Annotated in this window: 8 protein-coding genes; 3 read left to right on the top strand and 5 right to left on the bottom strand. The window is 61.5% G+C overall.

The genetic code is table 11. From position 1 onward, the window contains the following. Positions 1–5: 5 nt before the first annotated feature. Positions 6–338 carry a hypothetical protein gene (locus KHC23_RS20275; RefSeq protein WP_213375179.1) on the bottom strand — a complete coding sequence of 111 codons (333 nt, stop codon included), beginning with the start codon at positions 336–338 and terminating at the stop codon, positions 6–8. 635 nt (positions 339–973) lie between these two features. Between KHC23_RS20275 and KHC23_RS20270 the strand changes: the two genes are divergently transcribed. Further along, a complete protein-coding gene (locus KHC23_RS20270; protein WP_213375178.1) occupies positions 974–1960 on the top strand; it encodes an AAA family ATPase in 987 nt (328 codons plus the stop codon). Continuing rightward, entirely contained in the window at positions 1961–4456 is a 2496-nt protein-coding gene (locus KHC23_RS20265) for a S8 family peptidase (protein ID WP_213375176.1), read from the top strand. It abuts the gene before it with no gap. Positions 4457–4513: 57 nt separating this feature from the next. Here the strand turns inward: KHC23_RS20265 and KHC23_RS20260 are convergent, their stop codons facing one another. From KHC23_RS20260 to KHC23_RS20245, 4 genes are all read right to left on the bottom strand, one after another. Then, a complete protein-coding gene (locus tag KHC23_RS20260) occupies positions 4514–6229 on the bottom strand; it encodes an antitoxin Xre/MbcA/ParS toxin-binding domain-containing protein (protein WP_213375174.1) in 1716 nt (571 codons plus the stop codon). 234 nt (positions 6230–6463) lie between these two features. Next, complete coding sequence (locus tag KHC23_RS20255) at positions 6464–7519, bottom strand: hypothetical protein (RefSeq protein WP_213375172.1); 1056 nt, start codon at positions 7517–7519, stop codon at positions 6464–6466. A gap of 103 nt (positions 7520–7622) precedes the next feature. Further along, the gene (locus KHC23_RS20250; protein ID WP_213375170.1) at positions 7623–8321 is read right to left on the bottom strand and encodes a hypothetical protein; all 699 of its coding nucleotides are present in this window, start codon (positions 8319–8321) and stop codon (positions 7623–7625) included. Between the two features lie 167 nt (positions 8322–8488). Then, on the bottom strand, positions 8489–11131 hold the full coding sequence (locus KHC23_RS20245) for an AAA family ATPase (protein ID WP_213375168.1): 2643 nt from the start codon (positions 11129–11131) through the stop codon (positions 8489–8491). Positions 11132–11272: 141 nt separating this feature from the next. On the opposite strand from KHC23_RS20245, the gene KHC23_RS20240 reads away from it, so the two are divergent. Continuing rightward, on the top strand, positions 11273–12538 hold the full coding sequence (locus KHC23_RS20240) for a metallophosphoesterase family protein (RefSeq protein WP_213375166.1): 1266 nt from the start codon (positions 11273–11275) through the stop codon (positions 12536–12538). The last annotated feature ends 3 nt before the right edge of the window (positions 12539–12541 follow it).

Genomic DNA, 12541 nt, shown 5'->3' with positions numbered 1-12541 from the left:
GCGAGCTACCAGCGAAAGAAGCGCCGCAGGGTCGGTTCGCCCGGACCCTGTTTGGCCGCCGCTTCCGGAACGTTGGCGATGAGCTTTTGCACGATAACCGGAGTGGCGGCACCGAGATGGAAGCAGAGCAGGGCCGAGGCTGCGCCCTCCAGGTACAAGACGGGCATCAACCCGCCGAGAACGACCATGCCGGCGGTGGTAACCCAGTAGATCGGATGGACTTTGTACTTCTCGACCTCGCCTGGTTTGCGAGACAGAGCATACCAATGCAGGAGCTCCGCGGCCGCCCCGCCACCCAAGGCGATCAGGACCTGCGACAAAAGGGAATCGACCAGCATGAACAGCCCCTATGCGTCGCGGACGATCCGCGCCTGTGGGCAGGACGATAGCACCAATAGATTGTAGCTGCGCCGGCGAACCGGCGGAACTGGGCGCATTAAACGTCGAAATCACCAAACCGTCCGAGCTGCCGGAATGCGCCGTCAGTCGTGGTGTGGGCTTTGCCGTGCGCTTAAGAAATCGACCGAGGGCACCCGCTAAAGCAGCGGCGGTTTAGGCTTGTCGCTCGACGACGCCATCCACCGTGCCAGATCGTGGGTGGGCGGTTCCACATTCGGCGGCTGCGTCGGTTAAGGCGGGAAAGTCGCATGACCATTGGGCCATAAACGTCGGCGACGGCGCGCATGGCTGACATCGATGATATCGTTGGTGCCAAGCGAAGGAGGCGTAGTTTCTCAGCAACGGGTGTGGGTGTGAGTCGCGCCCGCCACGCCCGGCAGGAAAGCTGGGAATCGCTATCCATGGCAGGCTGATTCCGCTGGCCTTCACCCCTAAACTCGTTCTTAACTTGTTCTTGAAGAGAAAGGCCTATCTCTCAGGACTGCTGTTCGAACGCCGCGAGAGGAATCCTGTGCTGCGATCCTGGGCAACCCGGTGTCTGGAGCTGCGCAGCGGTCTGCTGCGTTGAGATGTCATGACGACCGCGCAGCAACTGATCTCCCTTCTCAAGAGCCACGTCGAAGGCGACGATGAGCAGTTCCTGACGATTGCCTTACAGGCGGCTGCTAGCGAAGCGCGGCGGGGTCACGGCAAAGTGGCGATGCAGCTTCGCGAACTCGTCGACGCCGCTCGTGCCAACAAAGACCGACCTTCCAAGCGAAGGTTGGCTCCAGTTCCGTTGGCGCAGCCACGGGGTGATCTCGCCAATCTGATCGCGGTCCGGTACGCGGATGTCAGGCTGTCGAGCATGGTGCTTCCCGAAACACTTGACGAGCGGCTTCGCCGCGTTCTTCGCGAACAACGTCAGAGGCATCGGCTCCTCAGTCACGGACTGGCACCGCGCCGCAAGCTGCTGCTTATAGGTCCCCCTGGTTCCGGCAAGACGATGACGGCTTCGGCCTTGGCGGGCGAGCTGCACTTGCCGCTCTTCACGGTCCAGCTCGACGCCCTGATGACCAAGTTCATGGGCGAGACGGCATCAAAGCTTCGCATGGTGTTCACCGCCATGGTCGAAACAAAGGGCGTTTATTTCTTCGACGAGTTCGACGCCATCGGCGCCCGAAGGGCGGAGCGCAATGACGTCGGCGAGATCCGCCGCGTCCTCAACTCTTTCCTGCAGTTTCTTGAGGAGGATGAAAGCGAGGGGTTGGTGATCGCCGCCACCAACCATCCCGAGTTGCTCGACCCCGCCCTGTTCCGCCGGTTCGACGATGTGATCGAATATGCGCTGCCGAGCGCCGAAGTCGCGAAGCGGATCCTCCAGGCGCGGCTGGCAACATTCGATACGGAGGGGTTGGATTGGGACGCGGTGGTCACCGCTGCGACGGGTATGAGCCAGGCCGAAATCTCACGGGCTGCGGCTGATGCCGCCAAGCTGGTTGTTCTTGAGGAGCGGGATCGCATCACATTGCGGGATCTCACAGGGGCCATCGCGGAGCGCAAGGGAGCTGCGCATCGGTAAATGGCAGACGATCCTCTGCGCCCACTCCCGCATGTCTATCTTCCTGGCCATGGTGTAGCACAGGACTACACCGCTCATGCTGGTGGCAGTAACTCTAAGCCGCCGCAGCGCGACAGAGTCCGACATGCTGAGAAATTGACCAGAGCCCTGACGGAGGCGTTGGTTGGCGCCGAAGCACAGCTCCGTGCCCGCGAAGACGGCCTCGCCGCAGGAACGCCGGGCTTCTATCTCGAATTCGATCTGCCGGTAGCTCAGGCCGAGATCGTCGACAAGCTCGAAAATCGGCAGGGAAAGTTCCCGATCGAGCTGGTGAGTGTGCGGCCAGGTAACGCCGACGGTACGACGGTTGCCGCTACCGTCTTCGTCCCCGAAAAGCAGCGCGAGTATTATCTGAAGAAGGTTGCTGATTATCGGGACAAGGACCGCGTTCGCAGGCGCGAGGTCGACGGTCAGATCATAGAGGAGGCGACCGGTCCAAAGAATGAGGTCCTGGTCGCCTCCATCGAGACCGCGCGACTGGCTGTAGCCCGGTCGCTCTACACCGACGATGAAACATTCTTTCCTCTTCCGGGTGTCGCGATCTGGTGGGAGGTTTGGCTGCGGCTAGGCACGAAAGAGCGCTTCGTCGCCGCGGCGGGACGACTCGCACTTCCAATGCGCGAGCACGCGCTGACCTTTCCCGAGCGAGAAGTTGTCATTGTCCACGGCACGGCGGAGATGCTGGGGCGCATCATCGCTAATACTGACACCATCGCCGAGCTGCGCACGGCGCGCGACACGCCCTCCTTCTTCATGGCCATGGATGGGGCTGAACAGCGGGCCTGGGCTGCGGAAACGGCGGATCGGATCGTTGCCCCCGCCGCCGATGTACCGGCCGTTTGTCTCCTCGATTCCGGTTCGACCCGCCGACATCCGCTGATCCGACCGGCCCTTGCTGCCGTTGATCAACAGGCCTTCGATCGAGGCTGGAACGTCGAGGACGTGAGCAACCAGGCACATGGTGGCCACGGCACCCAGTTGTCGGGTGTGGCGCTCTACGGGGATCTGATCGACGTGCTCGCTGGCGACGGGCCGGTAGCGCTGCGCCACAGGCTGGAATCGGTCAAGGTGCTGCCGGATCACGGCGCCAACGATCCCGATCTCTATGGTGCGATCACCGCGCAGTCGATCTCCCGTACCGAGATCGTCGCGCCGAACCGCCCCCGCGCGATATGTCTCGCCATCACCTCGGAAGGCGATCATTGGCGGGGCCGGCCGTCCTCCTGGTCCGCTGCCCTCGATACGCTTGCATTCGGCGCTGACAACGCGCCTCGCTTCATCGCTGTTTCGGCTGGAAATATCCGGGACGACATCCATCGTGACGATTATCCCGCCCGAAACGACACAACGCCGATTGAGAGCCCCGCGCAGGCCTGGAATGTCCTGTCTGTCGGTGCCTTCACCGAAAAGGATACCATCGTCGATCCGCTATTCGCGGGCTGGGAGGCGATGGCAGACGTCGGCGATATCATGCCGAGGTCCCGCACCTCGGTCAGCTGGAACCACGATTGGCCGCTCAAGCCGGATGTCGTTTTCGAGGGTGGCAACATCGGTGTCGACCCGACAACCTTGCTCGGTGATCACGTCGATGATCTGGCACTTCTGACCACCTATCGGTTGCCGGAACACCGCGCTTTCACGACAACGGGCGAGACGAGTGCAGCTACAGCGCTTGCGGCCCGCATGGGTGCCCAGATCATGGCCGAGAGGCCGAGCCTTTGGCCCGAGACGGTGCGTGGGCTTGTCGTCCATTCGGCTGAATGGACGACGGCAATGAAGGCCCACCTCGGTGCGATCGGCAAGAATGGCGTTTTGCGCCGCTATGGTTTCGGAGTGCCATCCCTCTCACGCGCCCTCGGGAGCCTTCAGAACGACGTGACCATGGTCATTGAGAATGACATGCAGCCCTTTGCTAGGGTAGCGGGCGCCGTCGAGACTAAGGACCTCGTTGTTCACGAGCTGCCCTGGCCACGGGATGAACTCGAAGCGCTAGGTGAGGCTCAGGTGCAGCTGCGCATCACGCTCAGCTATTTCATCGAACCCAATCCAGGGGAGCGAGGCCGAAGCCGGCGCCATAGCTACGCCTCTCACGGATTGCGTTTTGCCCTTAAGCCGGGGGACGAACGCTTGGATGTTTTCGTCCGCCGTATCAATGCCAAGGCGGGATCTCGGCCTCCGGCGCGGGCAGCGGAGACGCGCTGGATGCTGGGACCGAATCTGCGAAATCGCGGCTCGCTGCATGCTGACATTTGGGAAGGCGATGCCGTCGAGCTGTCTCAGCGCGATGCCATCATCGTCTATCCGATCGGTGGTTGGTGGCGAGAGAATCCCGGCTTTCATCGCGCTGGCACCCGAATTCGCTACTCGCTTCTCGCGACACTCAGGACCGCCGCCAATATTGATCTGTACACGCCGATCAGCACATCAATCCAACCCGAAATCGCTGTAGAAATTTAAGACAGGGGAGTGCCCTCCTATCGCGATCGCGCTGTTTCACGCAATCGGGCGTCCAGCTCAATAGCGTGATTTTTTCCCTGGGAGATAGGTCGCACATTTGTCACGCGTGGCGTCGTCGATCGCGAAGTTGGCCGGCGATTGCCCGCCAAGTTCAGGGCGGGAACTCCGCATCCAGAGATCTGCCCGTGCAGGGTCGATGTAGCGGTTGCGAGCGAGGGCCTCGAGCTCTCGGACGGCTTTATGCCTGCGCTCGCGGGCTTGCTCCTCGATCCTGAGCTGGTCCGCTTTTCGTCCAAGAGCATGGAGTGCGTCGCGAAGCCCAGTTTCGCTCTGCGCGGACTCCAGTGGAGACTGGCCGTTCAGAGCCGCATCGCCGGTGCGCAGCCAGATTTCGTAACCTTCACCCAGGTCCGCCGCCGCGAGCTTGCTGAGTCGGACTACCCGTGCTTCCGCATCGGCCTTTTCCTTTTCCCGCTTCTCCCGTTCTCTGTCTTCGGCCTCTAGGCGCTTCCTCTGCAGCGCGCGCGCAAGCTCCCCCTCGCATGGGAGGCCAAGAAGCTCCAGATCGGCGCGAGGCGAAAAGCGGATCCGGGTGCGGATGTTGGACAGTTGATGGCAAAGCGCCGTCCATTCAGGATCACTGCCGTGGATTGCGTCAGCGACGGACTGTACACGGCCCGACAGGTCGGCCAGGATCCATGCCTCGAATGAGAAGTCGCGCGTTTCCTCGTCTGGCAGGCCGACAAGCTGCTCTGACACGATGCCCCGCAGTTCGGCCAGGCGCTTCGCAGGGCGCGCCCGCAACTCATCCGCCTCGCGAATCCTCTGCCGCAGAGGACCGGACGCCTTCCAAATCTCTGAGGGTGCGGAGTGGACAAACCCAAGCTGCTCCAATTGGCGAAGATAGCTCTCAACGGATTTTGCGGGAGAAGCGAAAGGCAAGCCCGCTTCCTTTAGCGCTTTGGCAATGTCCTCGGAGACCGAGCGGAAGTGCGGGTCGATCCAATTCCGCCTTACCAGGGCTGCGACGGCCGTTCGCGTTCTGAAGGGTTGGGATTTCGATTCCAGCAAACCAAGGACAATTGCACCTTGCCACTCGGCGAGCGGGACGCTGAAACATCCGCTACCGTCGACGGGGAGGTTGATCAGAGCATCCAAGCCATCTTGGCGCAGGATAGCCTCGCACTCCCCGCTGCCCCCCTTGGGAGCCGGAAGGCGGTGCCGATAATTTCGATGGTGCTCGTCGATGGACTTTTGCCGATCCTCGGCACGTTGGCGCGCCCTCTCCGACACACGGTCCCGGGCAGCGGGCTCGTGCGGATTGTGAAGCCAGATCCTGGGAGCGTTGTAGAGGATGTCGTCGGCCAGCTCATCCAATGCTCGATCCCGGTAGGCGGACAGGTCGATCTCGATCGCCCCGACATTCATCGCCCGGATGCGCGCGATTTTTACGTCATCGCAGGGGTGGGTGACTTTGAATTCAACGATGAGGCGCCGATCGCGCAGCACCAGGACGACGTCCGGTACAATCGACCCGTCCTTGGTTTCAAGAACGGCCTCGTCGAATCCGAGTCTCGTTGCCCTCACCACGACTTCGGTATCGTCTCGATGCGAAATGAGGAGTTCGGGAAGCGCAATCTCCAGTCGCTCGTCGAGGACCTGTTTCGCGAATTTATGGAGGGCCGTTTCGCCCGCGGACGTGCATGAAGCACCGTGGCGATCAAAGTGATGCGCGAAGTGGTGTGCTTGCAGATCCCCTTTCTTTGCAACCATTCGCCGGTCGCAACCGGGGCATCGACATTGGCAGGCGAGTCCCGACTGCACGTCGTCGATGTGTCGAAGTGAACCATCAGCGGCTTCTCCAACCAGAGCTCCGCCTTGCTCCGTACAATCGAAGAGCTGACCAAGCCGTATGCGTGTCATGCGTCCACCACCCCCTCGCGACAAGACGCTGGAATGAGCCATGGAGCGACTCGCCATGGGCAGCGAATTTCGGATCCATCGGGTCTACCGGTTGTCCATCGCGACATCTTCGAGGTACTGATGCCACCCGTACATATCCTCGATCGGCTCGGCCATGATGTCCTCCAGCTGGTCGATCTCCCTCCTGATCCGGTCAAAGCTCCCCAGCGCGATGGACGCCTTGCGTTTAGTGCTGATCGATGTGGCCTGCTTTCGCCAACTGTTGAAGGGCAATATTGGGTGTTTGGGGGTCCAGTTCGGTAGAAGGCGTGCGTTGAGGTCTTCAAGGACCCTCGTTCCCCGCGCCATCGCGAGCTGCTCATCATCGAGTGGCTTCGGCTCGAGACCCTTCGCCTTCAGCTGCTTATCGTGATCGCGGCGATGGCGGCGAATTGCCGTCAGAGTATCGGCCTCGAGTTGGACCGTCCGTAGGGTCGCAGTAGGATCATCCGTCCCTGAACGTCCTCTCGCGATAATGCTGAAAGATGCCTCAGCTTCGTCGACCCTGGCGAGAAGGTGCTTACTTAGGGCCTGCTCGATGGGCACCGGCGGCGGCGGACATTCGGCAACCCATCGGGCGCGCAGCCCCGCAATATCCACCTTTGCACCGTAACGTTTCGCGGTCGCCAGCTCCGGCAAGAGGCGCCGCGCGGCGTCGGTGATGATCTCAGGCTCCCAACGCAGGTGGCGGTGAGGGCCGAGCAGTGGCTCAAGCAGCTCGGCGGCCAAGTGGAAATACAGGTGGGCGAGCTGGCCGATGACCGGATCGTCGCGCAGGCCGACATGGTAAAGTTGGTTCCTGTAGCCGTGCAGGGTCGTGATTGCCTGAACCTGCTCGGACCGGATATGGCCGACGTCCTGGAGGAGCCTGATTTTCCTGTCGAAGGCGCGTCCTCGCGCGTCATTCCTTTGTTCTTGGGTCAGTCCGCGCGGGCTTCGTCGGCGGTCGTCGGATAGGAGATCGGTGCATTTCAGATGGCACATCAGCTCCAGGCCGTTGTCGACGAGGATCAGAGCGATGCGGCCATGGAGCGGATGATTGATGGCCAGCTCGCTCAGGGCGCGGTCTAGCTGCTCGATGATTGGAATAACCGATCGCAAGTCTCCCCCTCCCAAGCATGATGGTCCGAGCGATGTCGCTTCGACGGCAGGCTGCCGTGCCCGCCACGGGGTTCCACGAGCCGGGACGAAGCGTTTCCCACGCTTAGAGTGGAAGACGCGCCCCGAACTCGTTCGCCAAAAGGATCTCCAGGCGAAAGAGAAGCATGAGCTGGATGAAGAGTCGCGATGAGCGCGCGAGATAGGTCGCGTATCCCATCGTGCGGGTGTCCCCTTGGCCGCCCTTTCCGAACCGGTATTCGACCGTGCCGGTCACGCGGTCGAAGATCATGCCGCCGTGGTGGGAAGCGTTGCGGACCTGGTTGTCGAACTCGACGCAGACGGCCGCCATATCGGCGTTGTCGGCGATGGCCCTGCAGCGTCCAGCCTTGTCGGTCTGTCGATAAGCAGCTAGCCCGATCGTGCGGAGCTGATCGAACGGCCGGCCCTCGATCACGTTATTGAGGGCGATCAATACCTCCATGTTGTCGCCGAACGCCTCGAAGAGGTTGCCATATATCATGCGGGTGGCATCGAAGTTCGTCGAGGCCGCGGCATAGTCGTCGCTGATTTCGACATTCGCAGTGACAAGATGGTGGACCTGCGAGAACTCAGAAAACGCGCCAAGAAAGGCTTTGCACGCCTCGAAATAGCGCCGAGCATGCGCGGCGCTCATATGCTTGTCATAATGTGCGATGAAGCGCCCGAAGTCGTCCTTATCCTTGGCGATCCGGAGTTGCTGGAACAGGCCCTCGAAGTGCCCCTCAAAATACGGTTGGGTCAGGCTTCCGGCGAACTGGAACATCCAGTCGGCCAAGGTGTCCGGCGGTTCAGGATAGCCGGCGTTGAAGATGAATCCGGCGAGGCGTTTGACGGAAAGCTCGTGTTTTCCGTTCCGGCTACTCCCTGACGATCATCGCCGGCCCCCCGCTGTTCCGTGCACATTACTTTGCCCCCCGCGAGTTCTTAGTCTCATTTCTTCGGCTTCATCTGCGGCCGAGCGGCCTCCGCAGCTTCACTCTCGGCCCTAAGGTCGGAAATCAGGAGCTCGAGCTCTGCGATATGCGCTGCGAACTCGTGGGGCTGAGGCATAGCGACGGTGTCTGCCGCCGGATTGTCATGGCTATGCGTGTTTGCGCGGGTCATCCCCTCGTGGAAGCGGATGGCCAGCGCATCCGAAAGGCGAACGTAGCGAAGCAGCTGCGTCTGGATGACGTCCGTCCCACGCCGAACAATATCCCTGAAAATCACTTGTTCCACGACGCGCTCATAAGTGTCGCGTAGCCGACCATACAGGTTCTTCACCTGATATTCGTACTCCGCTGGGCTCGTCGCATGAAGTTTTGCGAGAGGCGCGGCATCGTTCTTTATCCGTCCTATACGCTTGCTGACGTCTTGGCCTTTCCACGGCATCCCCGCTGTATCGACTTTACCAGCCGCGGATTTATCGCTGAACAGAGCAACCGTGACCGGCTCGATTCCGGCGTCGTCAGCGACACGACAGAGTTCATTAAAGAAGATGATGTCATGGGTGAACACGATGACCTGTCGCTTCGTCGCCTCCTCGGCGATCCGCTCGGCCACTTTGGCGCTTCTGTCGCGGTCGAGGGAGGAAACGGGATCATCGATCACGATCGGCCCAGAGCCGTCTGTTAGGGCAACCTCGGTCAAGAATCCGGCGAGGGCCAAAGCTCGCTGTTCGCCCTCGCTCAGGATCTCCGACGTCACCTTGGTCAGCTTCGTCTTGGGATCTATCTCGAATTCCGCCTTGGTCTGACCGCTCTTGCGGGCGAGCTCGACATTGAGATGCATGATGTCGAAGCGCGACCGCTCGGCATCAAAACGCGTGACCACCGCCGTCGTCAGATGCGTGTCCAACAACTCGTTGGCGCGCTGCGTTATGCCTCTCGTCTGAACGTCAGCGAGAGCTTTCGTGTAGGCGTCGTCGATAACCAACAAGTCCCGACGCGTGACAAGCTTCGATTTGTTTGCGGCTAGCGTCTTGCCGTCTTCGAGCTCCGCCTTTTCCGCAGCCAGCTTGGCTCTATCTTCGGAATTCCCTGCCTGCGCGAGCCCATCTTTCTCCGCCTTCAGCTTGAGCGCGAAAGCCTTCACGTCCTCGATCGGTACAATCATCGGAGGAACCGCGACGCTCTCTTCGCCTCGAAGGCGCGCAACTGCGTTCGCGCGGCGCTTCACCGCCGAGGTCTGAAAGATCGAGAGCCCATCAGCCAGTTCCGCGTCCCGCTTTCGCACCTGTTCGAGCCGGTCAGGGAAGTCGTCGGCGCCAAGACAGGTCAGGTCGTGAACATTCGTGAGTGCATCGGCCACCACCTGCTCCGCCGTTGTGGCTTCGGCGTCGAGGGTGTCGTCCATGAATTTTTGAAAGCGCTGCATGCGGCTTGCGCCATCCGACAGTAGCGGCTGCTGGCACAACACGCATGCAGCCGCCCCGCTGTCTGCGATCAACACTGGAAACGTCTGTCCGGGGAAGGCTTCCGTTACGGAGTAGTCGCGCGCCGCGGCCCAAAGTGCTCGCCAAGTGTCGCTGCCGACACCTGCCAGGGGCTCGTCGGTGAACAATTCTCCGGCGGCGATCGTAGCTGCCTGGCGCGCTGCGACCGAAGCAGCACGAAGACTGGAAAGCTGCTCCAACGCAGTATCGGTGAGCGCTGACGCAACGGCCTCGCATTCCATTGCGAGGGTATCGATCCACTTGGAGAGCGCATTGACGTCAGCAGCGGCCGCGGCACCGGCAGAGAGGGCAGCCGTGATCTGGTCGAGCCGCTCCTGATCTTCCTCACTCGACATTGTCGCCGTATCGATTTGGGCATCGGTCGTGGATTTGCTCAAGGCTTTGTCGAAGCGCTGGGCTGCCGTTTCGCGTTGTGGAGCGAAAGCGATCGTCGTCAGGCTGACCTTGTTCCCGACCTCCGTTGCGCGCTCGGAATCGAGTGTCTCTTTCAAGCCGATGCAAACGGCATTGAGACGGTGAGGCAGGGCCAATCCGAATGGAAGAAACCGGATCTGATTTCCACCATCGACGTAGAGCTGCGCGGAGGCCGTATCGAAGACGGAGACCTGCATGAGCTGCGGCGATGCGACCGTGCCGGGCGTCCACGGGATTGCGGTGTCCCCGGCGCCGGCGTCGATTACAATCTCGGCCGTTTGCGGGCCGGCAGTGCCTCCATAGACGTCAGCGAGAACCTTCAGCTTGGCCGGGTTTTCAACGCGCGTCCGGCAAGCCGTCCGAAGGATCCGCACAAAGCCGCTCTTGCCGCTTCCGTTCCGGCCATAAACGATTGTGAGTGCTTTTGGACAAAAGGTGAGGGACGCCTTAGGCACCAGCCGATTCACGTTCTCGATGCTGGCGATGCCCTTCAGAATGATGGGTTGATGTTTCCCGCCTCCAAAATGAGCCTTGGTGAACGGGACGGCTTTTGGAGGCGCGACCGGAAGTTTGAATCCGACAGCGGACTTGACCTGAGCAAGCAACTCACCGACGTCGGCCGCGGTAAGCTCATTGCTGATCGCCAGACGTCTCAGGGCGTCCTGCTTCCAGGGCGAAAGCTTCTTTGACCATTCCAGAACATCATCTATCGGCTCCCCAATCATTCCGTCCCCCGATAGAAAGCTTCAGCCCCGCATGTTGCCCGCGGGTATCCCGTTCCCAGCTCGATATTTCAATATCACGTCTTTCGATCCGCCCGTAAGCTCCGCACGTGCACCGAATGGCGCAAAGAGGGGCGAGAGACGGTGGCCTACAGATTTGTTCATGCAGCAGACATCCACCTGGACTCCCCGCTGCGCTCGCTTGCGCTACGCGATGCTGATCTGGCGGAGCTGATAGGCAATGCGACGCGGCGCGCCTTCGTGCGGATCATCGATCTGTGCCTTGAGGAGCAGGTCGATGCGCTGCTGATTGCCGGCGATCTCTATGATGGCGAGCAGACCTCGATGAAGACGGCACGCTTCCTCGCGGAGCAGCTCCGGCGCCTCGACGAAGCCAGCATCCGCGTCTTCATCATCCGGGGCAACCATGACGCTTTGTCGAAAATCACGAAGGAACTGGTGCTACCAAATTCGGTGAAGGTGTTCGCGGGGCGCGCCGAAGCCGTGGAGATCGATCACGTGCCCGGCCGCGTTCCGGTAGTGATCCACGGTCTCAGCTTCGCCCAGCCGCACGCGCCCGAGAGCCTGCTCAGCAAGTATCGGCCGACGGTGGAAGGGGCAGTCAATGTCGGCCTGCTGCACACCAGCCTCGGCGGTGCCCCCGGCCATGATGTCTATGCGCCGTGCAGCCTCGTCGAGCTCCAGGCCACGGGCTTTGATTATTGGGCGCTCGGCCACGTGCACAAACGCTCGGTCGTCGAAGAGCGGGGCACCGTGGTGATGCCCGGTATGCCGCAGGGGCGCGACATCAACGAGGCCGGCGCCAAGTCGGTCACGCTCGTCACCATCGATGACGATCGCTCCGTCCATATCGAGCAGCGCTCTACCAGCATCGCGCAGTTCGAACGGGTTGCCGTCGATGCCACCGGACTGGAAGACTGGCGGGATCTCGTGGCGGCGGCGACGCGCGCGCTGGAGAAGGCGCGGGACACTGCTCGCTCCGAACATCTCGTCGCTCGCCTGAAGGTGACCGGCGCGACGCCTTTGGCCTGGCGTCTTCGGCGTGACGCGGATCTGTTGAAAACCGAAGCCGACCAGCGAGCTTCGGTCATTGGGGCCTGCTGGGTCGAGAAGCTGGAGATTGCCTGCCATCCGCCCGAACGGACGGAGGCGGCTGGCGATCCGCTTTCCGAGCTGCATAGCCTGATCAAGACGGACATTCTAGGCTCCCACTCCTTTCAGGCCGAGCTCGTCAGCATGGCGGAGGAGATAAGGGCGCAGCTCCCACAGGAATGCCGCGACGCCTTTGGCGCCGACGAGGCGTCCTTTCGCGAAGCACTCGCGCGACTGGCACGCGAAGGAGCGGAGGGCGTGATGGCGCGTCTTGAGGCTGCCGGGGAAGGTGTCTGAGTC

This window comes from Ancylobacter dichloromethanicus (genome assembly GCF_018390645.1).
GTDB lineage: Bacteria > Pseudomonadota > Alphaproteobacteria > Rhizobiales > Xanthobacteraceae > Ancylobacter > Ancylobacter dichloromethanicus.
The sequence above is the reverse complement of the archived record's forward strand: the minus strand, read 5'-3'. Positions and strand labels throughout refer to the sequence as shown.

Coding starts and splice junctions, on each gene's coding strand:
- KHC23_RS20275 (WP_213375179.1), bottom strand. CDS start 338: ATGCTGGTCGATTCCCTTTTGTCGCAGGTCCTGATCGCCTTGGGTGGC.
- KHC23_RS20270 (WP_213375178.1), top strand. CDS start 974: ATGACGACCGCGCAGCAACTGATCTCCCTTCTCAAGAGCCACGTCGAA.
- KHC23_RS20265 (WP_213375176.1), top strand. CDS start 1,961: ATGGCAGACGATCCTCTGCGCCCACTCCCGCATGTCTATCTTCCTGGC.
- KHC23_RS20260 (WP_213375174.1), bottom strand. CDS start 6,229: ATGGTTGCAAAGAAAGGGGATCTGCAAGCACACCACTTCGCGCATCAC.
- KHC23_RS20250 (WP_213375170.1), bottom strand. CDS start 8,321: ATGTTCCAGTTCGCCGGAAGCCTGACCCAACCGTATTTTGAGGGGCAC.
- KHC23_RS20245 (WP_213375168.1), bottom strand. CDS start 11,131: ATGATTGGGGAGCCGATAGATGATGTTCTGGAATGGTCAAAGAAGCTT.